Here is a 24,598-nt window from a genome sequence, read left to right as displayed (position 1 = left end):
GGCCGCCTGATCAGGCATTTGGCGATGCGTGTCTGGGCGGTAGTGGTCGGCTCGTCATGCGCCGACGATGGTGGGCTGTTAAACTCTCGCGCCTCAATGACAGCAAACCGGGAATGATTCATGTGGTTCCGTAATCTCCAGCTTTACCGCCTGCCGACGCCGTGGAACATCGACCTCGCCAAATTTGATGAACAACTGGCCCGTGGCCCGTTCGTGAAGTGCCCGAGCAACCAGCCGATGAGCCGGGGCTGGGTGTCGCCGCGCCGCGATGGCGCTCTGGTTTATTCGCTCGGCCAGCAATGGATGATTGCCTTGAGCGTCGAGCAGCGTCTGCTACCGTCGTCGGTGGTCAATGATGAGGTCAAGGAACGCGCCGAGTTGGTCGAAGCCCAGCAAGGCTATGCGCCGGGCCGCAAGCAGCTCAAGGAATTGCGTGAACGTGTCACCGAAGAACTGATGCCGCGCGCCTTCACTCGCCGCCGCACGACCTACGTCTGGCTTGATCCGCAAAATGGCTGGTTCTGCGTCGACGCCGGCAGCCCGGCCAAGGCCGAGGAAGTCATCGAGCATCTGCGTCACTGTCTCGACGACTTCCCGCTGACCATGCTCCACACCCAGGTTTCGCCGCAAGCGGCAATGGCCGACTGGCTGGCGGGCGGCGACGCCCCGGCCGGTTTCACCATCGACCGCGATTGCGAACTGAAGGCGGCTGGCGAGGAAAAGGCCGCCGTTCGTTACGTTCGGCACCCGCTCGATGGCGACGAGATCAGCGTTGAGATCAAGGCTCACCTGGCTGCTGGCAAGATGCCGACCAAGCTGGCCTTGACCTGGGACGACCGCATCTCCTTCGTCCTTGGCGAAAAAATGGAAATCAAACGCCTGGCCTTCCTCGACCTGCTCAAGGAAGAAGCCGAGAAATCGGCCGAACACGCCGATGAGCAATTCGACGCTGATTTCGCGCTGATGACCGGCGAACTGTCGCGTTTCTTGCCGCAACTGCTTGAAGCGCTCGGCGGCGAGGTCGTCGAAGAAAAATGAAAGCCATTGACGCCTGCCCCTGTGGCAGCGGCAGGCGTTACGCCGAATGCTGCGGTCAACTGCATTTTTCGGCCAAAAATGAAATGACGCCTGAGGCGCTGATGCGTTCGCGCTACAGCGCCTATGTGCTCAAGCTGGCCGATTACCTGCTGGCCAGCTGGCATCCATCAACCCGGCCAGCCAGCATGGACCTGGCCGAAAACGACGGCACCAAATGGCTGGGGCTGGAGATCAAGCGCTGCGAGCAGCAGGATGAAAATCACGCCACCGTCGAATTTGTCGCCCGCTACCGCATTGCCGGACGCGGTCACCGACTGCATGAATTGAGCCGCTTCGTCCGTGAAGACGGCCGCTGGTTTTACCTTGATGGCGACATTGACGCGCCCACCACTGAAGAAAAGAACACCCCATGATCATCCTCAAGAACGTCACCTTGCGCCGCAGTTCGAAAGTGCTGCTCGACAAGACCTCGGTCACCATCAACCCCGGTGAGAAGGTTGGCCTGGTCGGCCGCAACGGTGCCGGCAAGTCCACGCTGTTCGCGCTGCTCAACGGCACGCTGCATGAGGATGGCGGCGATTATTCGATTCCCAAGCAATGGCAGATGGGCCAGGTTTCCCAGGATATGCCGGAAACCGAGCAGAGCGCGACCGACTTCGTCATCGACGGCGACACCAAGCTGCTCGCCGCCCGCAACGAGGTGCACGACGCCGAAGCCAGCGACGACGGCATGCGCATGGCCGAAGCCTACATGGCGCTCAACGACGCCGGCGAACACGATGCCGAAGCGCGCGCCCAGTCACTGATCCTCGGTCTCGGCTTCAAGGTTTCCGAACTGTACAACCCGGTCAACAGCTTCTCCGGCGGCTGGCGCATGCGCCTGCAACTGGCCCGCGCCCTGATGTGCCCGTCCGACATCCTGCTGCTCGACGAACCAACCAATCACCTCGACTTGGACGCCCTCGTCTGGCTCGAAGCCTGGCTCAAGCGTTACCAGGGCACGCTGGTCATGATCAGCCACGACCGCGAATTCCTCGACGCCATCACCGGCGTCACGCTGCACATCGACAACGCCAAGCTGGTCCGCTACGGCGGCAACTACAGCAAGTTCGAAGACATGCGTGCCGAGCAGATGCTGCTGCAACAAGCAACCATGGCCAAGCAGGCCGAGAAGATTGCCCACCTGCAATCCTTCATCAACCGCTTCAAGGCCAAGGCCAGCAAGGCCAAGCAGGCCCAGAGCCGGGTCAAGGCGCTCGACCGCATGGAAAAGATCGCACCGGTGCTGGCCGATGCCGAATTCACCTTCGAGTTCCAGGAGCCGCAGAACCTGCCCAACCCGATGTTGTCGATGATGGACGTCACCATCGGCTACCCGCCGCTGGAAGACGCGCCGGCCGGCACGCCGCCGACCGTCATCGTGCGCGGCATCAACCGCTCGGTGATGGCTGGCCAGCGCATCGGCATCCTCGGCGCCAACGGCCAGGGCAAATCCACGCTGGTCAAGACCATCGCCTGCGAGCTGGCGGCGATCAGCGGTGACCTGACTGAAGGCAAGGGCCTCAATATCGGCTACTTCGCCCAGCAGGAACTCGACGTGCTGCGCCCGCAGGACACGCCGCTTGAACACATGGTGCGGCTGGCCAAGGAGGCCATCGCCAACGGCCGCAGCAACGTGCCGGGACGCGAGCAGGAGCTGCGCAACTTCCTCGGCACCTTCAATTTCGGTGGCGAAATGGTCAAGCAACCGGTCGGCACCATGAGCGGTGGCGAAAAAGCCCGGCTGGTGCTGTGCATGATCGTCTGGCAACGGCCCAACTTGCTGCTCCTCGACGAACCGACCAACCACCTTGACCTCAATACCCGCGAAGCCTTGGCCGTCGCCCTCAACGAATTCGAAGGCACCGTCATGCTGGTCAGCCACGATCGCGCCCTGCTGCGTTCGGTCTGCGACGAGTTCTGGCTGGTCTCCAAGGGCGGTGTCGCGCCATTCGACGGCGATCTGGAGGACTACCAGCGCTATCTGCTCGACGAAGCCAAGCGTGTGCGTGAAGAGGCCTCGGCGGCGCAGAAGAAGCTGGCCGCCTGAGGTCCGGCATTTCGCAAATATTCACAATTGGCGTCATGCTGCTGGATTAGGATGGCCAAACCTAATTCCTTGTGGAGAGCAAATCATGGGTCTTTTTGATTCAGTCGTTGGTGCCTTGGCGGGCGGTCAGTCTGGCGGCGATAGCCCGCTGTTAAGCATCGTCATGCAACTGATCAACAACCCGCAGACCGGTGGTTTGGGCGGGCTGGTCCAGTCCTTCCAGCAGGGTGGCTTGGGCAATATCGTCAATTCATGGGTTTCCACCGGCCAGAATCTGCCGATCTCGGCTGAGCAGATCAAGGCCGTGCTCGGTGGTGGCCAGTTGCAGGATATCGCCTCGCAATTGGGCGTTTCGACCGAACAGGCTTCCGGCGGTCTGGCCGACCTGCTGCCGCAATTGGTCGACAAGCTGACGCCGAACGGCCAGGTTCCCGAAGGCGGCGATCTACTGGCGCAAGGGCTGGATATGCTGAAAAAGGGCGGTTTGTTCAGCTAAAGAAAACGTTCGAGCAGAACGTTGAGGAAGCGCCGACCCTTCGCGGTCGGCGCAATTTTTTCCGGGCCGACGATGAGCAGGCCGTCAGTTTCCGCCGCCTTCAGTTCGGACTGGATGCCGATCAAGGGCTGGGCCGTGCGTGCCTCGAACAGCGAGGGGTGAAAGCCGTCGGCCAGACGCAGGGCATTCATCATGAACTCGAAGGGCAGGCTCTTGGCCTCGACCTGCGTTTCTTCCTGAATGGCGTTGCCGCTGCGGATGTTGTCGAGGTAAGCCTTGGGATGCTTCCAGCGCATCTGGCGCAGCACGCGGTCGTGCAGGGTCAGCTTGGAGTGGGCGCCGGCCCCGATGCCGAGGTAGTCGCCGAAATGCCAGTAATTGAGGTTGTGCTTGCACTGTTTGCCTTGCCGGGCAAAGGCCGAGGTTTCGTAATTGCTGAAACCGGCTGCGGCCAGACGAGCTTCGATGCTTTCCTGCATGTCGGCACAAATGTCACCTTCCGGCAGTTCGGGCGGGAAAGCGGCGAAGCGGGTATTCGGCTCCAGTGTCAACTGGTAACAGGATAGATGCGAGGGTGAAAAGCTCAGCGCCGTTTCGACGTCAGTGAGTGCTTGCTCGTGCGTCTGTCCGGGCAGGCCGTACATCAGGTCGAGGTTGAACGAGTCGAAATGCTCGCCCGCGAGCTGTGCGGCACGCTTCGCTTCGGCCGCTCCGTGGATGCGGCCGAGTGCTTTGAGATGATCGTCGTTGAAGCTCTGAATGCCGAGCGACAGGCGATTGACGCCGGCCGAACGGAAGCCGGCGAACTTCTCCGCCTCGACCGTGCCCGGATTGGCTTCGAGCGTGATCTCGGCATCGGGCGCCAGCATGGCCAGCGCGCGGAAGGCGGCGATCAGTTCGTCGATGGCAGCTGGCGAGAGCAGGCTGGGTGTGCCGCCGCCGAAGAAAACGGTTTGCACCGGCCGGCCCCAGATCAGCGGCAGGGCGGATTGCAGGTCGGCGATCAGGGCATCGACGTACTCGCGCTCGGGAATCGTGCCGTTCGCTTCGTGCGAGTTGAAATCGCAGTACGGGCACTTCTGCACACACCACGGCACATGGACGTAGAGCGCCAGCGGCGGTGAAACGCGGAATTCCAGGTTTGCCACGGTCGACCGGGAATTTTGCCTAAAAATGGGAATCGTGCGGGCCACGGTTTACAGCGTCGGCAGGCGGGCGATCAGCTTTTGCATGGCCTGGCCGCGATGCGACAACTTGTTCTTGACCGCGCCATCGAGTTCGGCCGCCGTCTGGCAGTGCGTTGGAACATAGAACAGCGGGTCGTAGCCGAAGCCGTCGGCGCCGCGCTGGGCGTCGAGAATGGTGCCGTGCCACTCGCCTTCGGCGATGATTGGCTGCGGATCGTCGGCCGAGCGGACGAGGACCAGCACACAGGCAAAATGGGCACGGCGGTCGCTCTGGCTGGCGAGGTCGGCGAGCAGCTTTTCGTTGTTGCGCGCATCCGATTTCGGCTCGCCGGCATAGCGCGCCGAATAGACGCCGGGGGCGCCGCCGAGTGCGGCAACGCACAGGCCGGAGTCATCGGCCAGCGCCGGCAGGCCGGAAGCCTGGGCCGCATGGCGGGCCTTGGCCAGCGCGTTTTCGACAAAGGTGCAATGGGGCTCTTCGGCTTCCGGAATGCCCAGCTGGCCTTGCGGAATGACTTCGAAGCCAAGCGGCGCCAGCAGCGCGTTGAGCTCCTTCATTTTCTTGGCGTTGTTGGAGGCGAGGACGAGCTTTTTCATGCAGGAACTCACTCAGCCAGGGCGCTTTGCTGGGCAGCCGTGAGCTGGCGGATGCCCATCGTCGCGAGGTCAACCAGCACGCTCATCTGCTCACGAGTGAACGGTTCGCCTTCGGCCGTGCCCTGGATTTCGACAATGCCGCCGTTGCCGGTCATGACGACATTCATGTCGGTGTCGCAGTCGGAGTCTTCCGGGTAATCAAGGTCGAGGACCGGAGCGCCCTTGTAGATGCCGACCGAAATGGCGGCGACGTGGTCGCGCACCGGGTTGACCGGAAGTTTGCCGGCAGTGACCAGTTTCTCGCAGGCTTCGTAGAGGGCGACCCAGGCGCCGGTGATCGAGGCGCAGCGGGTGCCGCCGTCAGCCTGCAGGACGTCGCAGTCAAGCGTGATCTGGCGTTCGCCGAGGGCTTTGAGGTCAGTCACGGCGCGCAGGCTGCGGCCGATCAGGCGCTGGATTTCCTGCGTCCGGCCGGTCTGCTTGCCCTTGGCTGCTTCACGGGAGGACCTGGTGTGCGTGGCACGCGGCAACATGCCGTATTCGGCCGTCACCCAGCCCTGGCCCTTGCCGCGCAGGAAGGGCGGCAGGTTTTCTTCAACGCTGGCCGTGCACAGCACGCGGGTGTCGCCCATTTCGATGAGCACCGAGCCTTCGGCATGGCGCGTGAAATTGCGGGTGATTTTAACGGTGCGGAGTTGATCCGGCTGACGTTGGCTGGGGCGCATGCTTGTCCTTATTTTTTGGGCGTGTTGGGGTTGTATTTGTCGATGGCGGAGCGGATTTCGTCAATCGCCTTTTCGATTTCGTCGTCGCTCAGATCGCTCTTGTAGGCGGGGTTGCGGCCGAACTCGTCGAGGTGGGTGCTGACTTCGTCCTGGGTCATCGTCTGGGTCGAAATGGCGCTGCTCGCCGTTTCGACGTAGGCGTCTTCCCAGCGCACGGCGACAACGGACAGGTTGTCGCCGTGGGCGCCACCCTTGAGTTCTGCCTGGTTGAGGAGCATCGGCACGGCCTGCAGCAGATTGGCGCCCTTCAGGGCGACCGCCATCATCTCGCCGGGCATTTCCCCCCACAGGCCATCCGTAGCGAGCAGGACGACATCGCCGTGGTCGAGCGGAGTCTTGCGCGAGAACTCGATTTCCGGCGGATGCGGGCTACCCAGGCAGCTGTAGATCTTGTTGCGGTCAGGATGAAACACGGCCTGCGCCTCGGTGATCATGCCTTCTTCGACGAGCAGGCGGATGCGCGAATGATCCTTGGTCTGGGTGATGACCTTGCCGTCGCGGATCAGATAAAGCCGCGAGTCGCCGGCATGCGCCCAGTAGGCGACGTTGTCCTGAATGATGCAGGCGACGCAGGTCGTCCGCGGCGTGTCTTTCAGGCGGTGGCGCGCGGTGTAGTCGAGAATGGCGTGGTGGGCGTTGGTCATGCCCTTTTGCAGAAAGCGGAAGGGGTCGCCGAGCACCGGGCGCGCCTCGCGCTGGAAAGCGTCGGCCAGCGTCTGAACGGCAATTTGCGCGGCGACTTCACCGTAGTGATGGCCGCCCATGCCGTCGGCGACGACCATCAACAGCGCATCGCGCGAGTAGCAATAGGTCGTCCGGTCCTCGTTGTTGGCCCGGCCGCCCTGACGACTTTCCTGATAAATGGTGAATCTCATTGCATCGGCTTCCTGAGTTTATCGACGAAGCGGCCAATCCAGCTCGGTGACGGCTTCGGGCGGGGTGGGGTGACGGTCTCGACAAGCGCCTTTTGCAGGGCAAAAACGCTTTGCGGACGGTAAAGATGGTTGAGGTTGAGGCACCAGTCGATGATCTCAAGCAGGCGGTCGGAAAACTGGCCATCCCAGCGCATCATGGCCGGCGCCAGGGTGTCCTTCTTCATGCGCGAATCGGCGGCTTGCGGCGCGCTGCCGGCCAGGCAGGCGTACATCGAGGCGCCGACGCTGTAAATGTCGCTCCACGGTCCGAGATCCTTGCGCGAACCGTAATGCTCGGGCGAGGCGAAGCCCGGGGTGTACATCGGCTTGAGGATGGGCTGGTCGGTGATCAGTGTCTGGCGGGCGGCGCCGAAATCGATGAGGACCGGCGTGTTGTCACCGCGCAGGTAAATGTTCGACGGCTTGAGGTCGAGATGCAGCAGCTTGTTTGAATGCACTTCGCGCAGGCCGTTGAGCATGCGGGTGAACACGCCGCGCATGAAGCGCTCGGAAATATGCCCCTGATGTTTCTGGATGAACTCCTGCAGCGTCCGGCCATGCTCGTACTCCATGACCATGTAAACGGTGTCGTTGGCGCGAAAAAAGTTCAAAACGCGAATCACGTTGGGGTGCGAGAGGCGGGCCAGGGCACGGCCTTCCTCGAAAAAGCACTTCATGCCATAGCGGAAGGCACCCAGATGCTCGGCGGAAATGACCGGGTTGATTTCACCGCGCGTGCGCAGGGCCAGGCTGTTCGGCAGGTATTCCTTAATGGCAACCTGCCGGCCGGCTGTGTCGGTCGCCAGATAGACAATGGAAAAGCCGCCAAGCGAAAGTTGGCGGTCTATTGTGTACTCTTCCAGCAGGTGACCGTTGGGTAACGGCTGATTGGCTTGTTGCGCCATGGAGCTCGCGGTTATGATGCAATTTCAGGCATTTTCGGGCGTGTTGTCCGGACTGTAAAGCAAGGGATTCCCGATAATGATTTGTAGTATGACCGGTTATGCCGTTAAAACGCGTGATTTAGAGCACGGAACGCTGCAACTCGAGCTAAAAAGCGTCAATTCACGCTATCTCGATTTCCATTTTCGGGTGGCTGAAGATCTTCGCGCGCTGGAAATTCCGCTGCGCGAATTGCTCGCCGCCCGCATCAATCGCGGCAAGGTCGAGTGCCGTCTCTCCTTCAATGCGGCCGCCGCCAAGGCCGACCAGCTCAAAATCAACGGCGAGTTGCTGGCTACACTCAAGTCGCTGAACGAGCGCGTGCGTGGAGAAATGCCCGAGGCGACGCCGTTGTCGGTCAACGAAACACTGCGCTGGCCCGGCATGTTCGGCGAACAGAACGTCGACTTCGCTGCCCTGAGCCCCGAGGTCATGGCCCTGGCGCGCGACGCGCTGGTCGATTTCACGGCGACCCGTGGCCGCGAAGGTGACAAGCTGGCTGAAACCATCATCGACCGCGTCAACGCCATGCGCGACATCGTCCGCCGCGTCGCGCCGCGTATTCCCGAAGCGCAGGCGATCTACACCGAAAAGCTGCGCCAGCGTCTGACCGAGGCGCTGGGCGGCGCCAACGACGACCGCGTCCTGCAGGAAGTTGCTGTCTTCGCAACGCGCATCGATGTGGCCGAAGAGCTTGCGCGTTTGACCACCCACCTCGATGAAGTCGAGCGTGTGCTCAAACAAGGCGGCGCCTGCGGCAAGCGCCTCGATTTCCTGATGCAGGAACTCAACCGCGAAGCCAATACGCTGGGCTCGAAGTCGGCGATCACCGAGGTCTCGCAAGCGTCGATGGAGCTCAAGCTGCTCATCGAGCAAATGCGCGAACAGATCCAGAACCTGGAATAAATCGGTAGTGGGGCGTTGGCTTGCGGACCGCGCAGGCCAATTTCAATTTTGGCCGTTTTTTCCAGTTGACCGTAGCAAGTTGGTAATCCCGCCGCGGCGGGCGTTTTTCTGAGGTATTCCATGGCCGGAAATCTTTATGTAGTGGCCGCACCGTCCGGTGCCGGCAAGACGACGCTGGTTCGACTGCTCCTCGAGCAGGAAAAAGCTGTCCAGCTTTCCATCTCCTACACCACCCGCGCGCCGCGTTCTGGCGAGGAAAACGGGCGCGAGTATCACTTCGTTGATGCCACCGAATTCCAGGCCATGATCGCCCGCCACGAATTTCTCGAATGGGCCGAAGTGCATGGCAATTTCTACGGAACCTCGAAGACATGGATCGCCGACCAGCTGGCGACCGACCGCGATGTCCTGCTCGAAATCGACTGGCAAGGTGCCCAGCAGGTGCGGGCGCTGTTTCCGCAGGCGATTGGCGTCTTCATCATGCCGCCGTCGATGGAAGAACTGACTAGCCGACTGACCGGTCGCGGCACCGACAGTGCTGACGTCATTTCCCGTCGTCTGGCCGCTGCGCAGGCCGAAATGCGCCATGTCGGGGAATTCGACTATGTTATTATTAATGACCAGTTGGCTCAGGCTCTGGATGATTTGCGCGCTGTTGTGCGCGCCTCCCGTCTGAGCTTTGGGGCTCAGCGTGCCCGCCACGCCGCCCTGTTTCAAAGAATGATCTGATTTTTGAGGTTCCCATGGCTCGCGTTACCGTTGATGACTGTCTGAAAAGAATTCCCAATCGCTTCATGATGACCCTGGCTGCGGCCCACCGTGCCCGTCAGCTGGCCAATGGCGCAACGCCGCTGGTCGACGGCGAAAAGCACAAGCCGACTGTTGTTGCACTGAAGGAAATGGGCGCCGGCAAGATTGGCCTGGAAGTACTTAACCGCGGCCAAGGCTGAAGGTTGGGGCGGTGAAGACTGATGGATTCCGCGCCGTCGCCTCTGCCGCCTGCTGATGTAGAACCCGCCTACCGGGTTTTCCTCGATAGCCTCGATTATCTTTCCCCCGCTGAACTAGAGAAAATCAAGGCTGCGTATGCTTACGCAGCCAAGGCGCACGCCAGTCAGCGGCGGATGTCGGGCGAACCCTATATTACGCATCCGCTGGCCGTCGCCGGTGCCGTCGTCGAGTGGCGGATGGATGCAGACGCGATTGCCGCGGCCCTGCTCCATGACGTGCTCGAAGATACCGGCACGACCAAGCACGAGCTGGCCGAAAAATTCGGCAAGGAAGTCGCCGAGCTGGTCGATGGGCTGTCCAAGCTCGACAAGATGGAATTTGCCTCCTACCAGGAGGCGCAGGCCGAGAATTTCCGCAAGATGCTGATGGCCATGGCGCGCGATTTGCGCGTCGTGCTCATCAAACTCGCCGACCGCCAGCACAATCTGGCGACGATGTCGGCCATGCGCGCCGACAAGCGCGCCCGCATCGCCCGCGAAACGCTGGAAATCTACGCGCCGATTGCCTTGCGGCTGGGTCTCAACAAGCTCTACCGCGAGCTGCAGGACACCTCGTTCCGGCTCATCCACCCGCATCGTGCCGAGGTTCTGACCAAGGCGTTGAGTACCGCGCACGGTAACCGCAAGGAGCTGCTGACCCGGATTCTCGACGGCATCAACGACAAGCTGGCACATGCTGGCCTGAAGGCCGAGGTGTTTGGCCGCGAAAAGAGCCTGTACTCGATTTTCCGCAAGATGAAGGACAAGCACCTGTCGTTTTCGCAGGTGCTCGACATCTACGGCTTCCGCGTCGTCGTCGATAACGTGCCGACCTGCTATCTGGCCCTTGGCGCGCTGCACAGCCTGTTCAAGCCGGTGCCCGGCAAGTTCAAGGACTACATCGCGATTCCCAAGGCCAACGGCTATCAGTCGTTGCACACGACGCTGATCGGGCCCTATGGCACGCCGGTCGAAGTCCAGATACGCACGCGCGAAATGCACAACGTCGCGCAGGAAGGCGTCGCGGCACACTGGCTCTACAAGGATATGGACGAGTCCAGCGCCGACCTGCAGATCAAGACGCACAAGTGGCTGCAATCGCTGCTCGAAATGCAGACCAGCGACTCGGCCGAGTTCTTCGAGAACGTCAAGATCGATCTCTTTCCGGACGAGGTCTACGTCTTCACGCCGAAGGGCAAGATCATGGCCATGCCGCGCGGCGCGACGGTGGTTGACTTCGCCTACGCGGTGCACACTGACGTCGGTCACCACTGTTCGGCGGCCCGCGTCAATCACGAACTGGCACCGCTACGCACTGATCTGCGCAATGGCGACCTGGTCGAGATCATCACTTCGCCGCAGGCCAGCCCCAACCCGGTGTGGCTGACTTATGTCAAGACAGGCCGGGCGCGCAGCAAGATCCGCCACTACCTGCGCACCATGCAGAACGAGGAGTCGGCCCGCCTTGGTGAGCGCCTGCTGCGCCAGGAATTGCTGTCGCTCGGTGTCGTGCCGATTTCGATCCCGACGGCGGCCTGGGATCAGATGGTCAAGTCCGGCGGCCAGAAGAATATCGAAGAGGTTTATACCGAAATCGGCCTCGGCAAGCGGCTGCCTTCCGTCGTCGCCCGCCGCCTGCTGGCCCGCGAGGATATGTCGCATGACATGCCGACCGGCATGGCGCTGGCCATTCACGGTACGGAGGGCATGGCCATCCAGTTGGCGCGCTGCTGCCAGCCGATTCCCGGCGATCCTATCATCGGCTCGATCCGCAAGGGCAGCGGCCTGATCATTCACACGCACGACTGCCCGGCCATACGCAAATCCCGTTCGGCTGAGCCGCAAAAGTGGATCGACGTCGAATGGGAGCCGGAAGAGGGCAAGCTGTTCGATATCCGCATTAACGTCGAGGTCAAGAATTCGCGCGGTGTGCTGGCCCAGGTTGCGTCGGCCATTGCCGAAGCCGGTTCGAACATTGAGCATGTTTCGATGGACGCCGACCCGGAACGTCTGTTTACCTCGCTGCGCTTCACCATCCAGGTCGCCCATCGCAATCATCTGGCGCAGGTCATGCGCGGCATGCGCCACATCCCGGAAGTCACCCGCATTACCCGTGAAAGGGGAGGCGACACTTGAGAGTGCTGGTGCTGGGGGCCGGCGTTGTGGGTACCACCAGCGCGTGGTATCTCGCCCGCGCCGGGCATCAGGTGACGGTCATTGACCGTCAGCCGGCGGCGGCTGACGAAACGAGCTTTGCCAACGGCGGGCAGATTTCGGTTTCTCACGCCGAGCCGTGGGCCAATCCGCATGTTCTGACCCATCTGGTGAAATGGCTGGGGCGCGAAGATGCGCCATTGCGCTGGTGCTGGCGGGCGGATCCGGCGCAACTGGAATGGGGCCTGCGCTTTCTCGGCGAATGCCTGCCCGGGCGGACCCGGCGCAACATTGCGGCGATTGTCGCGATGGCGCTGTACAGTCGTAGCCGTTTGCAGGCGCTGCGCCAGGAACTGGCGCTGGAATACGACCATCTCGAACGCGGCATCCTGCACATTTACACCGATCGCCAGGAGTTTTCGGCGGCGGTCGAGGCGGCGCAGCTGATGCGCCAGTTCGGGCTGGATCGTCTCACGGTCGACACCGAAAAATGCCTGGAAATAGAACCGGCGCTGGCCGGCGCCAAGGCCCTGCTGGTCGGCGGCGACTACACGCGGTCCGACGAAAGCGGCGACGCCAAGAAGTTTACCTGCGCTTTGGCCGAGCGGGCGGTTGCCCTCGGTGTCGATTTCCGTTTTGGCACAGCCATCGAACGCATTGCGGCCGGCGGCAGCCAGATCGCCGGGGTCGTAGCGCAGGGCAAGAACGGGGCTGAGTTGCTGACGGCCGATGCTTACGTGGTCGCGCTGAGCAGTTACTCGCCGCAGTTGCTCAAGCCGCTGGGCATCCGCTTGCCGGTTTATCCGGCCAAGGGCTATTCGGCGACGCTGACATTGGCCGAGGGGAGCGTGGCGCCGACGGTCAGTGTGACTGACGACGAGTGCAAGCTGGTCTTTTCGCGTCTCGGCAACCGTTTGCGCATCGCCGGCACGGCCGAGTTCAACGGCTTCAACCTCGATCTCAATCCGGTGCGTTGCCAGGCGCTGATCGCCCGCACCCGCCAGCTTTTTCCCGAGCTCAAGACGGTCGGCGAGCCCGAATTCTGGTGCGGCCTGCGCCCGGCGACACCTTCCAACGTGCCGATCATCGGCCAGACGCGCTACGGCAATCTGTGGCTCAACACCGGCCACGGCACGCTGGGCTGGACCATGGCCTGCGGCTCGGCGGCCGCCCTGGCCGACCTGATGAGCGGCGCCCGGGCCGAACCGGATTTTCCGTTCCTGAAATGTTGATCGATACCCACTGCCATCTCGATGCGGCTGAATTCGATGCCGATCGCGATGCGGTGTATGCGGCGGCGATGGCGGCAGGGGTGGGACGGATCGTTGTGCCGGGTGTCACGGTCAACCGGAATTTTCGGCCAAAATCGAAAATTGCCGACTATCCGGCCTGCCTCGAAGCCTACGGGATCCACCCGCTTTACGTCGACCAGTCCAGCCCGGAAGACCTGTCCCGGTTGCGCGACTGGGTCCAGCAGTCGCCGCCGGTAGCCATCGGCGAGATCGGACTTGATTTCTACGTAAGCGGCCCGGACATCGAGCGTCAGACCCACTTTTTCGTCGAACAACTGAAGCTCGCCCGCGAGTTCGACCTGCCGGTACTGCTTCACGTCCGCCGGGCCATCGATCCGGTGCTCAAGCAATTGCGCCGGATCGGCGTGCGCGGCGGCATTGCCCATGCCTTCAACGGCAGTCGTCAGCAGGCCGATGAATTCATCAAACTCGGCTTCGTATTGGGCTTTGGCGGAGCGATGACTTTCAGCGGCTCGACGCGCATCCGCGAGCTGGCAAAAACCCTGCCGCTCGAAGCTATCGTCCTCGAAACGGATGCGCCGGACATTCCACCGGCCTGGCTTAACGGCGGGCGCAATTCGCCAGCCGAATTGCCGCGCATTGCCGAAGGGCTGGCCGAATTGCGTGGCATTTCGCTGACTGCGCTGGTGGCCCAGACGGCCGCCAATGCACGGGCCGTGCTGCCGGCCCTGCAAGCTGATATCTAAGCAGGCGGGCGCAGATTACTCGAGGACGACCAAGGGGCGGATATCCGCTTCGGCCTCGATCTTGATGAGCCGGCCGCTGTCATCGAAAACCGCATCGAATTCGCCCCAGCTGTTTAGCCAGTAGCGCCAGGTCTTGCTCTCCAGACTGGGATTCTCGTCGCTGACCGGATAACCGACCGCCATGATGACCTGTTCGCGGGTCATGCCCCTGGTCAGGCGGGCCATGCCGATGGCGTCCTGCACCTTTTTCGGATAGGTCCGGAGTTTCTCGAGCGGATCCTGGTCGACGATGTAGCGCTTGGCAAAGGCGTCGAGCGGCGTGCTACGGCTGTAGTCGTTGCCGATATCCTGTTTGCGTCCGTTGATCAGGACATGGACGCGGTTCTTGCCGTAGCCGTTCATGGTCAAGGGGGTGCCGGCGGGAATCATCGTCTTGCCTGAGTCAAGGTAGTTGATGTCGCTGATCCAGGAACCATCGGTGCGCATGTTGCAGCACAGGAAACCGGCGGTCTGGGCGGTGGCGCCTGCCGAAGCAAGCGCGGCAAGGCAGAGCATCATGATGCGTTTCAAGTGTTGTCTCCTCAAGGCTGCGGTGGGGGGAAACCCGATCGTAGCATTCTCCCGGCATACTTTTGAAGAGGGCTTCGAGCCGCCAGGCGGGCCAAATTCAAATGCAGCTTCCCTTGTTTGCCGGTTGCACATGGCTGCAACGGCGGCCAGTGACTGTGGCGTATCCGGCCCGGCATTTGATCGTCGTCAACATTCCAGTAAAAGTATTAGGGGTATTTCCCCGATTTGATCTGCGCTAAAGAAGCGTCGCCTTATGGGCGTAGATTGCCCTCGCTGACATCTAAACGACTGGGCGTTGTATGGACATGAAAGTTTCCTCCGGCATCAATATTTCCAGCGTCATCCTTGGCGTTTTGCCCGCCGATACGGCGGTGGTCAGGACGAGCCTGCGCGAACTCGAGGGGGTCGAGGTGCATGCGGTTGGCGAAGATGGCCGGATGATCGTGACGATCGAATCCGGCGACGAAGACAACACCAGCAATATCTTTGAGGCGATACGCCAGACGCCGGGGGTTATCTCGGCCTCGCTGGTCTATCACCAGTACGAATCTGATCCAGATGAGGAGGCCTGAGATGATCGAAGTGAAACTTACCCGGCGTGATTTCATCAAGAGCAACGCAGTCGCGGCGGCCGCTACCGTCGCCGGCATCAGCGTGCCGAACGCCGTCATGGCGCAGCAAAAGGGCAGGGACGATGGCGTGCGTTGGGACAAGGGCGTCTGCCGTTACTGCGGTACCGGTTGCGGCGTGCTGGTCGGCGTCAAGGAAGGCCGCGTCGTGGCCACCCAGGGCGACCCGGACGCACCGGTCAATCGCGGCCTGAACTGCATCAAGGGCTATTTCCTCTCCAAGATCATGTACGGCAAGGACCGCCTGATGTCGCCGATGTTGCGCATGAAGGACGGCAAGTACGACAAGAATGGCGACTTCAAGCCGATCACCTGGACCCAGGCGCTCGACATCATGGAAGAGAAGTGCAAGGCCGCGCTCAAGGAAGGCGGGCCGAAGAATATCGCCATGTTCGGCTCCGGCCAGTGGACGGTGTGGGAGGGCTATGCCGCCGCCAAGCTCATGAAGGCTGGCTTCCGTACCAACAACCTTGATCCCAATGCCCGCCACTGCATGGCCTCGGCCGTTGCCGGTTTCATGCGCACCTTCGGCATCGACGAGCCGATGGGCTGCTATGACGACGCCGAGCACGCCGACGTCTTCGCGCTGTGGGGCTCGAACATGGCCGAGATGCACCCGATCCTCTGGTCGCGCATCACCGACCGCCGGCTCAGTGCCAAGCACGTCAAGGTCCATGTGCTGTCCACCTTCAGTCACCGGTCCTGCGAACTGTCCGACAACACGCTGATCTTCAAGCCGCAGTCCGATCTGGCCATCCTCAATTACATCTGCAACCACATCATCACGACCGGCGCGGTCAACAAGGAATTCGTCGCCAAGCACGTCAAGTTCGCCAAGGGCGTGACCGACATCGGCTACGGCCTGCGTCCGAATCACCCGCTGGAAAAGGTGGCGATGAACAACGGCTACCCGGGCGAAGAAGGCAAGCCCAAGGGCAACCCGAACAACTCGACGCCGATGACTTTCGACGAGTTCGCCGCCTTCGTCTCTGAATACACGCTCGACAAGGCGCACGAGATTTCCGGTGTGCCAAAAGAGAACCTCGAAGCACTGGCCAAGGCCTACGCCGACCCGAAGACCAAGGTCGTTTCCTACTGGACCATGGGCTTCAACCAGCACACCCGCGGAACCTGGGTGAACAACATGATCTACAACGTGCACCTGCTGGTCGGCAAGATTTCCGAGCCGGGCAACGGGCCGTTCTCGCTGACCGGTCAGCCATCGGCCTGCGGTACGGCGCGCGAAGTCGGCACCTTTTCCCATCGCCTGCCGGCCGACATGGTGGTGATGAATCCCAAGCACCGCGAACTGTCGGAAAAGCTGTGGAAGCTGCCGGCCGGGACCATTCCCGAGTGGATCGGCCTGCACGCGGTGGCCCAGAGCCGCGCGCTCAAGGACGGCAAGCTCGGTTTCTACTGGACGTCGACGACCAACAACATGCAGGCCGGGCCGAACGTCAATGACGAAATCTATCCGGGCTGGCGCAATCCCAAGGCCTTTGTCGTCGTTTCCGATGTTTACCCGACCGTTTCGGCCATGGCTTCCGATCTCATCCTGCCTTGCGCGATGTGGATGGAAAAGGAAGGCATGTACGGAAATGCCGAGCGGCGCGGCCAGATGTGGCGGCAGCAGGTCAAGGCGCCGGGTGAAGGCAAGTCCGATCTCTGGCAATACATGGAGTTCTCCAAGCGCTTCAAGATCGAGGAAGTCTGGCCGGCCGAATTGCTCGACAAGAACCCGGAGTACAAGGGCAAGACCTTGTACGACGTGTTGTTCGCCAACGGCCAGGTCAACAAGTTCGGGCTCGATGAGGTCGCCAAGGTTAACGCCCACGGCATCAAGGGCTACATGAACGACGAGTCCAAGGCCTTCGGCTTCTATGTGCAGAAAGGCCTGTTCGAGGAATACGCCTCCTTCGGTCGCGGCAAGGCCCACGATCTGGCCAATTTCGACGTTTATCACAAGGCGCGCGGTCTGCGCTGGCCGGTGGTTGATGGCAAGGAAACACTGTGGCGCTTCCGCGAGGGTTACGACACCTACGTGCCGAAGGGCGAGGGCGTGCGTTTCTATGGTTATCCGGACGGCAAGGCCATCGCTTTCGCGCTGCCCTACCAACCCGCAGCCGAAATGCCCGATGCCGAATACGACCTGTGGCTATGCACCGGCCGCGTGCTCGAACATTGGCACACCGGTTCGATGACGCGTCGCGTTCCCGAGCTCTACAAGGCGATGCCGGATGCCGTCATGTTCATGCATCCGGAAGATGCCAAGAAGCGTGGTCTGGCGCGTAACGATGTGGTCAAGCTATCGACCCGGCGTGGCGAAATCCAGTTGCGGGTCGAAACCAAAGGCCGTAACAAAACACCGCTTGGTCTGGTCTTCGTGCCTTTCTTCGACGAACACCGCCTGGTCAACAAGCTGACACTGGATGCGACTTGCCCGATCTCGAAAGAGACCGACTACAAGAAGTGTGCGTGCAAGGTGGTCAAGGCCTGAGGGGGCTGACCGGGAAACAACCAGGGAGCGCCGAACGGGCGGGAAGCGGGGCCCGCCCGTGCCGGCTGAAACCTGACAAGTGAAAAAGCGATGACAGCAAAAACCCCAAAAAGCGGCGCGGCGCGCCGCCAATTCATATTTGACTCGGCCAAGATGGTTTGTGGCGTGGGCATGCTCGGCCTCGGCCTTGGCCTGTATGCCAAGCAATCTAAGGCCCTGCCGGCGCTTGCCCTGCGCCCGCCCGGCGCCCTGGCGGAAGATGATTTTCTTGGTGCCTGCATTCGGTGCGGCATGTGTGTGCGCGATTGCCCGTACAACACGCTCGAACTGGCCAAGCCGGAAACACAGGTGGCGACCGGCACGCCGTTTTTCAACGCGCGCAACATTCCATGTGAGATGTGCGACGACATCCCCTGCATCAAAGCCTGCCCGACCGGCGCGCTGGATCACAGCCTGACTGATATCAACAAGGCGAAAATGGGTGTCGCCGTCCTCATCGACCACGAAACCTGCCTCAATTTCCTCGGCCTGCGCTGCGACGTTTGTTATCGCGTCTGCCCGGTCATCGACAAGGCGATCACGCTGGACATGCAGCCGAACACGCGCACCGGCCGCCATGCCATGTTCCTGCCGACGGTTCATTCCGAGCACTGCACCGGCTGCGGCAAGTGCGAGAAATCCTGTGTGCTCGAAGAGGCGGCCATTCGCATCCTGCCGGCCAAGCTGGCCAAGGGCGAGCTGGGCAAGCATTACCGCATTGGCTGGGACGAGAAATCCAGGGCCGGTCATTCGCTGATCGACGAATCGAAAATGATGGACCTGCCCGACCGCCTGCCCGAAGGCGCCGTCCTGCCCGGTCACTACGACCCGGCCAGCGGCCACACCGAATCCATGCGCGGCATGCCGGGCAGTGAGGCGGGCGCCATCCCGAGCCTGCCGCCCGGACTGGGGGGCAAGCCATGAGCGCCGTCCAAGGTAAGCGGATCGGGGCCGAAGCGGTGGCCGAAAAAGGCTGGCTCCGCGCCCACAAATGGCTGATCCTGCGCCGCCTTTCGCAGTTTTCCATTCTTGCCCTGTTCCTCGCCGGGCCGTGGTTCGGCCAGTGGATCGTCAAGGGCAATCTGGCCTATAGCTACACGCTGGGATTTCTGCCGCTGACTGATCCCTACGTTGCCTTGCAATCGATGGTGACCGGGCATTTTCCGGAAACACTCGGCCTGATCGGCCTGGCCATTGTGCTGGTCTTCTACCTGCTGGTTGGCGGGCGGGTTTATTGCAGCTGGGTCTGCCCGGTCAATATCGTTACCGATGCCGCCGGCTGGCTGCGCAACCGTCTCGGCATCAAGGGCAGTTCGCAACTGGGCCGCAGTACGCGCTACTGGATACTCGGCATGACCCTGGTCGGCTCGGCAGTAACCGGCGTCGTGCTCTGGGAGCTGATCAATCCGGTTTCCATGCTGCATCGCGGCCTGATTTTCGGCATGGGAATGGCGTGGACCGTGGTCCTCGTCGTATTCCTGTTCGATCTGTTTGTGACGAGTCGCGGCTGGTGTGGCCGGCTTTGCCCGGTCGGCGCCTTTTACAGCCTGCTCGGTCGGTGGAGCCCGGTGCGCGTCTCGGCGCCCAGGCGGGCGGCCTGCAACGACTGCATGGACTGCTTCGAAGTCTGCCCCGAACCGCAGGTTATCCGGCCAGCGCTCAAGGGCGAAGGCAAGGGGGTCGGCCCGGTCATCCTGGCACCGAATTGCACCAATTGCGGCCGTTGTGTCGATGTCTGCTCGAAGGATGTCTTTACCTTCGGGCTGCGGTTCAATAACCCGGTTCCGACTGCTCAGCCTGCGGTGACGCAGTCGGAAACCAACTGATTATCGAGTTCTAGAGGAGGAGCGCCCACCATGAAAACAACGCTGAAGACGAGATTTGCCATTCTGGCCGCCGCTGCCTGCTGGGCGCTGTCTGCTCCGCTGGCTCAGGCTCAGGACGCCCCGAAACCGATGCGGGGCGCCGATGTCAGTGCGACCGACCAGGCGCCGGAGGCCAAGAAGTATCTGGGTGGCAAACCGGGCGGTCAGGAGAAAGTGGCGCGCACCTACCGCGACCAGCCGCCGGTCATTCCGCACGCAGTCGAGAATTTCGATGAAATCACCCTCGAAGAGAACCAGTGCCTGACCTGCCACAGCGCCGAAACCTACAAGAAGAAAAAAGCGCCGAAGATCGGCGACAGCCACTTCCGCGACCGCGACGGCAAGGTTTTGCCGACGACCTCGTCGCTACGCCACAACTGCACGCAATGCCACGTCCCGCAGGTCGATGCGCCGCCACTCGTCGAAAACGATTTCAAGGGCGATCTGGCCGAAGGGAAAGCTGCCAAGGGCAAGAAAAAGAACTGAAGCAGCGATCGGTAACGAAAAAGGGAGCCGAGGCTCCCTTTTTTGCTGTCTGGCCGGCTTTTTTCGGTGGGTGGCTCATTGCCACGGTCAACCGGAAAAAACGGCCAAAAATGAAATGCGCTAAACCGTCGTTCAGGCCTCGGCCAGCACGCCGCGCATCTTCTGCAGCGCCTTGACCTCGATCTGACGAATCCGCTCGGCCGACACATCGAACTCGGCGGCCAGGTCGTGCAGCGTTGCCGCTTCGCCTTCCGGCAACCAGCGCGCCTCGACGATGCGGCGGCTGCGCGGGTCGAGCATGGCCAAGGCTTCATGCAGACCTTCATCCTGCAAGCGGGCGACGGCCTTGTTTTCCAGAACGCGGGTCGGCTCGTAACGCGAGTCGGCCAGATAATCGATCGGCGCAAACGCCTCGTCGCCGTCATCCGGGTTGCCTTCAAGCGCGATATCGCGGCCCGACAGGCGGGTTTCCATCTCGACCACTTCGTCCCGCTTGACGCCGAGGCGTGCCGCGACTTCAGCCGCCTGCGTGCCGTTCAGCGTGTCGACGCCTTCGTAATCGCTCTTCAGGCTGCGCAGGTTGAAGAACAGTTTGCGCTGGGCCTTGGTGGTCGCCACCTTGACCAGACGCCAGTTCTTCAGGATGTATTCGTGAATCTCGGCCTTGATCCAGTGCATGGCAAACGAAACCAGCCGTACGCCACGCGTCGGGTCGAAGCGCTTGACCGCTTTCATCAGGCCGATATTGCCTTCCTGGATCAGGTCAGCATGCGGCAGGCCGTAGCCGAGATAGCCGCGGGCGATGGAGATGACAAGACGAAGGTGCGAAAGCACGAGCTGACGCGCCGCTTCCACATCACCTTCGTTGTGGAAACGCTCGGCCAGCCGGATTTCCTCCGCCTCGGCCAGCATCGGATAACGGTTCGCCACCTGAATATAGGCGTCGATGTTGCCGATTGCTGACGGGATGGGAAGTGTCAGGGCATGGGTCATAGCGTAATGTCCTCCTTCAAGTTACATCTATATATTAGCACTCGCTGCCTAAGAGTGCTAAGAGCGGGAAAAGTTTCTCGATTTTTGCTGCTCCGGGCTACCTGTGGGCTATTTGGCATGCAAGCTGCTTCGAGTAATCCCGTTGGACCCTTCGCTCACTCTCTCCAATTTTTCCGGCACCATGAAAACTCGCTACATCCATCCCATTGCAACCAAGGAAGAACTGGTCGAGCACGAGCAGCTCCTGATTCGCGAAAGCATCCGCTTGCTGAGCCGTGGCCTGGAGCCTGAAAAGGCCATTCGCGAAATGCTGCATCTTCTGTCCGAGCTTCTCGGCCTGAATCGCGGCCGGGTGGTTTTGCCTTATGGGCAAACCGGCGAACTGGCCATCCGCGTTGCCTATGGCCTGACCCGGCGCGAAATGGAGCGGGGAAGATACCGCATGGGTGAGGGTATTACGGGGCGTGTCATGCAGTCCGGTGAAGTCCTGATCGTTCAGGATATCGATAACGAGCCGGCTTACTTGGCCCGGGCGGTCGATCGGAGCGCCTTGCCGGAGGGCACGGTTTCCTTCATTGCCTTGCCGATCATGGTGGACAGGGTGATTGCCGGGGTACTCGGGGTCCATCGCCTGCGTTCCCGGCAGCGCTCGCTCGGGGCGGATTTGCAGATTCTGCATACCGTGGCGGAGCTGGTTGGGCAGATTTTCAAGATCAATCAATTGATTGAGAAGCGCACGGCGTCATTGACGGAAGAAAACCGTTCGTTGCGAACGGCTTTGCAACAGAAAAGTCTGAGCAAATCAAACTGGGGCATCATCGGCGAGGCGCCGCAACTGATTTCCGCTCTTGACCAGCTTGAGCAGGTGGCTGGCACCGAAGCGACTGTCCTGTTGCTCGGCGAGTCGGGCACCGGCAAGGAGTTGTTCGCCCGTGCCCTGCATCTGCAGAGCCCGCGTAGCGACAAGCCCTTCGTTAAGGTCAATTGTGCCGCCATTCCCGAAACCCTTTTCGAGGCCGAGTTGTTCGGCCACGAAAAGGGCGCCTTCACCGGCGCCAGCCAGCAGCGTATCGGGCGCTTTGAACAGGCCAACGGTGGCACGCTTTTTCTCGATGAAATCGGCGATCTTCCCTTGCCGGTGCAGGTCAAACTGCTGCGCGTTCTACAGGAGCACGTCATCGAGCGCCTGGGCGGGCGCGGCGAAATCCACGTCGATGTCCGCATCGTCGCCGCGACGCACCAGGACATGATGGCGCTGGTTCGCGCCGGGCGCTTCCGGCTTGATCTCTACTACCGCCTCAATGTCATCCCGATCCGTTTGCCTGCTCTGCGCGAGCGGCCGGGCGACATCAAGCTGCTCGTCCGACATTTCGTTTCGCAGCTCAATCAGCGTCATCAGCGCAATATCCTGATCATGCCACAGGGGCTCAGCGGCCTGGTTTCCTATCCCTGGCCGGGCAATATCCGGCAGTTGTACAACGTCCTTGAGCGCATCATTCTGCTCTCGCGCGGCGACGAGATCGATGAAGCGACGGTCGACTACGCACTGATTACCGAAGCTCAGGGCCAGCCCATCGAGGCGTTGCCGGTGCCTGCAGCGAGCCGCCAGGAATTGCCCGCCGCAGAGATTTCCTACCCCGTTGTGCGCGGCCATCAGGCTATTGCTGTGGATGATCGGGAACAGATTCGCGCCGCTCTCGTCCAGCACGGAGGTAACAAGTCGAGAACGGCCAAGGCGCTGAACCTGACTTTACGCCAGCTAAATTACCGGATCGAGATTCTCGGTATTGCCGTGCCGGTTAAAAAATCAGCCAATTTGTAAACAATTTGTGTACAAATTGGTTTGTGCACAAATTCCAAATTTCATACAATGCATTGATTTAATTAAATAATATCACCTGGCACGTGGCTTGCGATAGAAGAGACAAGCCAAACCAAACCCTGTGGGCTCTGCCCATCTGACCAGGAGATATTCATGCCCTCTTCCGCTCTTGCCGTTCCGGTTGCCGATCAACTGATCCGTGACTACTCCCTCTCGCTGTGCGCCTCCGAGGAAAGTCTCGGCGCCATCCGCGAGGTGATCGCCGCCCAGTTGAAACCGAAGGTCCTCGACATCGACCTGAAGGCCGAATATCCCGAGGAGTTTCTCCGGGCTTTGGGCCGGGCCGGCGGCTTTCGCGGTGCAGTCGACGCTGAGTTCGGCGGTAACGAGCTGGGGTTGAAACACGTCATCCAGGTTATGGAGGAAGTCTCCAAAGAATGCATGTCGAGTGGTTTCCTGGTCTGGTGCCAGACCGCCTGTGCCCGCTACATCCAGCTCTCGGACAATGCCTGGGTCAAAAAGGAATTCCTGCCGCGCATCGCCGCCGGTGAGTTGCTGGTTGGCACTGGTCTCTCCAATACCATCAAGTCCTGCGACAACATCGAGGAGTACCGCCTCTCAGCCAAGCGCGTCGATGGCGGATACATCGTCAACGGCGTTTTGCCGTGGGTTTCCAACCTCGGCCAGAACCACTACTTCACCACTGGCTGCCCGGTGCGCAACGAGGATGGCAGCAACGACGGTCTGGTCTTCATTCTGGTCGATTGCCAGCAGGCCGGCTTCAAGCTGGTTGATTGCGCCCACTTCATCGGCCTTGACGGTACGCGAACGCTGGCCTGCCAGTTCAAGGAAGTCTTCGTTCCGGACAACATGGTGCTTGCCCAGCCCGGCGAATCGGCGGCCTACATCAAGCGCATCAAACCCGCCATGATCCTCGCCCAGATGGGCATGGGCCTCGGTCTGATCGATGCCTGCAGCAAACTGATGGCGCAGTCCAACCGGACGCTGGCTCACGTCAATCAATATCTCGACGACCAGTTCGAGGACATTGAATCCGCTCTGGAGGAAGGCCGCGCCGCCACCTATGCGCTGGCCGACGAAGTGCAACAGGGCCCTGTTGCCGACCGGACGCTCGATATTCTCAAGCTCCGCCTGGCCGGTGGAGAGTTGTCAGTTCGTGCCGCCCACGCAGCGATGCTCCATCAGGGGGCCAAAGGTTACCTGGTGCGCAATGCCGCCCAACGTCGCCTGCGGGAAGCCTATTTCGTCGCCATCGTGACCCCGGCCACCAAGCACCTGCGGCGGGAGATCGTCCGTATCGAGGAAGGTCTGTCCTGCACCGCCTGAAACCAATTGCCATCGTTGACGAGAGAAAACACATGTCTGAAGTTGCCCAAACTACCCAGTGGATCTGCAAGGTCTGCAACTGGATTTACGACGAAGCCGCTGGCGATCCGGAGCATGGCATAGCCCCCGGTACCGCCTTTGCCGACATTCCCGATGACTGGTATTGCCCGGAGTGCGGCGTGACCAAGGCCGATTTCGAAGTGGTCGAGTTCTAAAACAGTGAGCGGAATGCACCATGTTTGTGCATTGGCTCT

At 61.2% G+C, this 24,598-nt stretch carries 25 protein-coding genes; 18 read left to right on the top strand and 7 right to left on the bottom strand.

Annotated elements, in window-relative coordinates:
• Positions 1–120 precede the first annotated feature (120 nt).
• The 4 genes from WBK19_RS02145 (at position 121) to WBK19_RS02130 (ending at position 3,623) form a co-directional block, all read left to right on the top strand.
• Positions 121–1,038, top strand: coding sequence for a recombination-associated protein RdgC (locus WBK19_RS02145; protein WP_511286513.1), 918 nt, complete (start codon positions 121–123; stop codon positions 1,036–1,038).
• Entirely contained in the window at positions 1,035–1,451 is a 417-nt protein-coding gene (locus tag WBK19_RS02140; protein WP_511286511.1) for a YchJ family protein, read from the top strand. The genes WBK19_RS02145 and WBK19_RS02140 overlap by 4 nt, the downstream gene beginning before the upstream one ends.
• On the top strand, positions 1,448–3,127 hold the full coding sequence (locus WBK19_RS02135) for an ABC-F family ATP-binding cassette domain-containing protein (protein ID WP_511286509.1): 1,680 nt from the start codon (positions 1,448–1,450) through the stop codon (positions 3,125–3,127). The genes WBK19_RS02140 and WBK19_RS02135 overlap by 4 nt, the downstream gene beginning before the upstream one ends.
• Before the next feature lie 85 nt (positions 3,128–3,212).
• Complete coding sequence (locus WBK19_RS02130) at positions 3,213–3,623, top strand: YidB family protein (RefSeq protein ID WP_511286507.1); 411 nt, start codon at positions 3,213–3,215, stop codon at positions 3,621–3,623.
• Here WBK19_RS02130 and hemW read toward each other — a convergent pair.
• The 5 genes from hemW to WBK19_RS02105 are packed head-to-tail and all read right to left on the bottom strand — an operon-like array spanning position 3,620 to position 8,011.
• Positions 3,620–4,771, bottom strand: coding sequence for a radical SAM family heme chaperone HemW (hemW, locus tag WBK19_RS02125; RefSeq protein WP_511286505.1), 1,152 nt, complete (start codon positions 4,769–4,771; stop codon positions 3,620–3,622). The genes WBK19_RS02130 and hemW overlap by 4 nt on opposite strands.
• Positions 4,772–4,819: 48 nt before the next feature.
• Complete coding sequence (gene rdgB, locus WBK19_RS02120; RefSeq protein ID WP_511286503.1) at positions 4,820–5,407, bottom strand: RdgB/HAM1 family non-canonical purine NTP pyrophosphatase; 588 nt, start codon at positions 5,405–5,407, stop codon at positions 4,820–4,822.
• Between the two features lie 8 nt (positions 5,408–5,415).
• Positions 5,416–6,132 carry a ribonuclease PH gene (gene rph, locus WBK19_RS02115; protein ID WP_511286501.1) on the bottom strand — a complete coding sequence of 239 codons (717 nt, stop codon included), beginning with the start codon at positions 6,130–6,132 and terminating at the stop codon, positions 5,416–5,418.
• 8 nt (positions 6,133–6,140) lie between these two features.
• Entirely contained in the window at positions 6,141–7,067 is a 927-nt protein-coding gene (locus WBK19_RS02110) for a PP2C family protein-serine/threonine phosphatase (RefSeq protein WP_511286499.1), read from the bottom strand.
• A complete protein-coding gene (locus WBK19_RS02105; protein WP_494646780.1) occupies positions 7,064–8,011 on the bottom strand; it encodes a serine/threonine protein kinase in 948 nt (315 codons plus the stop codon). Before WBK19_RS02105 ends, WBK19_RS02110 begins: the two co-directional genes overlap by 4 nt.
• A 76-nt stretch (positions 8,012–8,087) precedes the next feature.
• On the opposite strand from WBK19_RS02105, the gene WBK19_RS02100 reads away from it, so the two are divergent.
• The 6 genes from WBK19_RS02100 to WBK19_RS02075 all read left to right on the top strand — a co-directional run bounded on the left by WBK19_RS02100 (position 8,088) and on the right by WBK19_RS02075 (position 14,096).
• Complete coding sequence (locus WBK19_RS02100; protein ID WP_511286497.1) at positions 8,088–8,954, top strand: YicC/YloC family endoribonuclease; 867 nt, start codon at positions 8,088–8,090, stop codon at positions 8,952–8,954.
• 120 nt (positions 8,955–9,074) lie between these two features.
• A complete protein-coding gene (gene gmk / locus WBK19_RS02095) occupies positions 9,075–9,683 on the top strand; it encodes a guanylate kinase (RefSeq protein ID WP_511286495.1) in 609 nt (202 codons plus the stop codon).
• Between the two features lie 14 nt (positions 9,684–9,697).
• A complete protein-coding gene (rpoZ, locus tag WBK19_RS02090; protein WP_511274702.1) occupies positions 9,698–9,904 on the top strand; it encodes a DNA-directed RNA polymerase subunit omega in 207 nt (68 codons plus the stop codon).
• Between the two features lie 21 nt (positions 9,905–9,925).
• The gene (locus WBK19_RS02085) at positions 9,926–12,079 is read left to right on the top strand and encodes a RelA/SpoT family protein (protein ID WP_511286493.1); all 2,154 of its coding nucleotides are present in this window, start codon (positions 9,926–9,928) and stop codon (positions 12,077–12,079) included.
• Entirely contained in the window at positions 12,076–13,329 is a 1,254-nt protein-coding gene (locus tag WBK19_RS02080) for a D-amino acid dehydrogenase (RefSeq protein ID WP_511286491.1), read from the top strand. The genes WBK19_RS02085 and WBK19_RS02080 overlap by 4 nt, the downstream gene beginning before the upstream one ends.
• Entirely contained in the window at positions 13,323–14,096 is a 774-nt protein-coding gene (locus WBK19_RS02075; protein ID WP_511286489.1) for a TatD family hydrolase, read from the top strand. The genes WBK19_RS02080 and WBK19_RS02075 overlap by 7 nt, the downstream gene beginning before the upstream one ends.
• Before the next feature lie 15 nt (positions 14,097–14,111).
• Here the strand turns inward: WBK19_RS02075 and WBK19_RS02070 are convergent, their stop codons facing one another.
• Positions 14,112–14,666 carry a hypothetical protein gene (locus tag WBK19_RS02070; RefSeq protein ID WP_511286487.1) on the bottom strand — a complete coding sequence of 185 codons (555 nt, stop codon included), beginning with the start codon at positions 14,664–14,666 and terminating at the stop codon, positions 14,112–14,114.
• 305 nt (positions 14,667–14,971) lie between these two features.
• Here WBK19_RS02070 and WBK19_RS02065 point away from each other — a divergent pair, with 305 nt between their 5' ends.
• From WBK19_RS02065 to WBK19_RS02045, 5 genes are all read left to right on the top strand, one after another.
• A complete protein-coding gene (locus WBK19_RS02065; protein WP_511286485.1) occupies positions 14,972–15,238 on the top strand; it encodes a chaperone NapD in 267 nt (88 codons plus the stop codon).
• A gap of 1 nt (position 15,239) precedes the next feature.
• Positions 15,240–17,792, top strand: a complete 2,553-nt coding sequence (gene napA / locus WBK19_RS02060; RefSeq protein ID WP_511286484.1) for a nitrate reductase catalytic subunit NapA — start codon at positions 15,240–15,242, stop codon at positions 17,790–17,792.
• A 90-nt stretch (positions 17,793–17,882) separates the two neighbouring features.
• Positions 17,883–18,755, top strand: a complete 873-nt coding sequence (gene napG, locus WBK19_RS02055) for a ferredoxin-type protein NapG (protein WP_511286482.1) — start codon at positions 17,883–17,885, stop codon at positions 18,753–18,755.
• On the top strand, positions 18,752–19,657 hold the full coding sequence (napH, locus tag WBK19_RS02050) for a quinol dehydrogenase ferredoxin subunit NapH (RefSeq protein WP_511286480.1): 906 nt from the start codon (positions 18,752–18,754) through the stop codon (positions 19,655–19,657). Before napG ends, napH begins: the two co-directional genes overlap by 4 nt.
• A gap of 30 nt (positions 19,658–19,687) precedes the next feature.
• Complete coding sequence (locus WBK19_RS02045; protein ID WP_511286478.1) at positions 19,688–20,182, top strand: nitrate reductase cytochrome c-type subunit; 495 nt, start codon at positions 19,688–19,690, stop codon at positions 20,180–20,182.
• A 132-nt stretch (positions 20,183–20,314) separates the two neighbouring features.
• Here the strand turns inward: WBK19_RS02045 and rpoH are convergent, their stop codons facing one another.
• Positions 20,315–21,175: an RNA polymerase sigma factor RpoH gene (rpoH, locus tag WBK19_RS02040; protein ID WP_511286477.1), complete on the bottom strand. Its 861-nt coding sequence runs from the start codon at positions 21,173–21,175 to the stop codon at positions 20,315–20,317.
• Positions 21,176–21,356: 181 nt separating this feature from the next.
• Here rpoH and WBK19_RS02035 point away from each other — a divergent pair, with 181 nt between their 5' ends.
• The 3 genes from WBK19_RS02035 (at position 21,357) to WBK19_RS02025 (ending at position 24,559) form a co-directional block, all read left to right on the top strand.
• Positions 21,357–22,997 (top strand): sigma-54-dependent Fis family transcriptional regulator, encoded by a 1,641-nt coding sequence (locus WBK19_RS02035; protein ID WP_511286475.1) that lies wholly within the window; start codon positions 21,357–21,359, stop codon positions 22,995–22,997.
• 153 nt (positions 22,998–23,150) lie between these two features.
• Positions 23,151–24,344, top strand: coding sequence for an acyl-CoA dehydrogenase family protein (locus WBK19_RS02030; protein ID WP_511286473.1), 1,194 nt, complete (start codon positions 23,151–23,153; stop codon positions 24,342–24,344).
• A 32-nt stretch (positions 24,345–24,376) separates the two neighbouring features.
• Positions 24,377–24,559 (top strand): rubredoxin, encoded by a 183-nt coding sequence (locus WBK19_RS02025; RefSeq protein WP_511286471.1) that lies wholly within the window; start codon positions 24,377–24,379, stop codon positions 24,557–24,559.
• Positions 24,560–24,598: the final 39 nt, after the last annotated feature.

The sequence above is a fragment of the Azonexus sp. genome, assembly GCF_049652925.1.
Lineage (GTDB): Bacteria > Pseudomonadota > Gammaproteobacteria > Burkholderiales > Rhodocyclaceae > Azonexus.
Note: the sequence above shows the minus strand (reverse complement) of the source record. Positions and strands in the feature narration are given on the sequence as shown.

Excerpts from the sequence above, each read along its gene's own strand:
- gmk (WP_511286495.1), top strand. The coding sequence starts at position 9,075 with ATGGCCGGAAATCTTTATGTAGTGGCCGCACCGTCCGGTGCCGGCAAG.
- rph (WP_511286501.1), bottom strand. The coding sequence starts at position 6,132 with ATGCGCCCCAGCCAACGTCAGCCGGATCAACTCCGCACCGTTAAAATC.
- WBK19_RS02140 (WP_511286511.1), top strand. The coding sequence starts at position 1,035 with ATGAAAGCCATTGACGCCTGCCCCTGTGGCAGCGGCAGGCGTTACGCC.
- WBK19_RS02100 (WP_511286497.1), top strand. The coding sequence starts at position 8,088 with ATGATTTGTAGTATGACCGGTTATGCCGTTAAAACGCGTGATTTAGAG.
- WBK19_RS02045 (WP_511286478.1), top strand. The coding sequence starts at position 19,688 with ATGAAAACAACGCTGAAGACGAGATTTGCCATTCTGGCCGCCGCTGCC.
- WBK19_RS02110 (WP_511286499.1), bottom strand. The coding sequence starts at position 7,067 with ATGAGATTCACCATTTATCAGGAAAGTCGTCAGGGCGGCCGGGCCAAC.
- WBK19_RS02075 (WP_511286489.1), top strand. The coding sequence starts at position 13,323 with ATGTTGATCGATACCCACTGCCATCTCGATGCGGCTGAATTCGATGCC.
- napH (WP_511286480.1), top strand. The coding sequence starts at position 18,752 with ATGAGCGCCGTCCAAGGTAAGCGGATCGGGGCCGAAGCGGTGGCCGAA.
- WBK19_RS02065 (WP_511286485.1), top strand. The coding sequence starts at position 14,972 with ATGAAAGTTTCCTCCGGCATCAATATTTCCAGCGTCATCCTTGGCGTT.
- WBK19_RS02030 (WP_511286473.1), top strand. The coding sequence starts at position 23,151 with ATGCCCTCTTCCGCTCTTGCCGTTCCGGTTGCCGATCAACTGATCCGT.
- WBK19_RS02130 (WP_511286507.1), top strand. The coding sequence starts at position 3,213 with ATGGGTCTTTTTGATTCAGTCGTTGGTGCCTTGGCGGGCGGTCAGTCT.
- rpoZ (WP_511274702.1), top strand. The coding sequence starts at position 9,698 with ATGGCTCGCGTTACCGTTGATGACTGTCTGAAAAGAATTCCCAATCGC.
- napA (WP_511286484.1), top strand. The coding sequence starts at position 15,240 with ATGATCGAAGTGAAACTTACCCGGCGTGATTTCATCAAGAGCAACGCA.
- WBK19_RS02085 (WP_511286493.1), top strand. The coding sequence starts at position 9,926 with ATGGATTCCGCGCCGTCGCCTCTGCCGCCTGCTGATGTAGAACCCGCC.
- napG (WP_511286482.1), top strand. The coding sequence starts at position 17,883 with ATGACAGCAAAAACCCCAAAAAGCGGCGCGGCGCGCCGCCAATTCATA.
- rpoH (WP_511286477.1), bottom strand. The coding sequence starts at position 21,175 with ATGACCCATGCCCTGACACTTCCCATCCCGTCAGCAATCGGCAACATC.
- WBK19_RS02035 (WP_511286475.1), top strand. The coding sequence starts at position 21,357 with ATGAAAACTCGCTACATCCATCCCATTGCAACCAAGGAAGAACTGGTC.
- WBK19_RS02025 (WP_511286471.1), top strand. The coding sequence starts at position 24,377 with ATGTCTGAAGTTGCCCAAACTACCCAGTGGATCTGCAAGGTCTGCAAC.
- WBK19_RS02135 (WP_511286509.1), top strand. The coding sequence starts at position 1,448 with ATGATCATCCTCAAGAACGTCACCTTGCGCCGCAGTTCGAAAGTGCTG.
- WBK19_RS02105 (WP_494646780.1), bottom strand. The coding sequence starts at position 8,011 with ATGGCGCAACAAGCCAATCAGCCGTTACCCAACGGTCACCTGCTGGAA.
- rdgB (WP_511286503.1), bottom strand. The coding sequence starts at position 5,407 with ATGAAAAAGCTCGTCCTCGCCTCCAACAACGCCAAGAAAATGAAGGAG.
- WBK19_RS02145 (WP_511286513.1), top strand. The coding sequence starts at position 121 with ATGTGGTTCCGTAATCTCCAGCTTTACCGCCTGCCGACGCCGTGGAAC.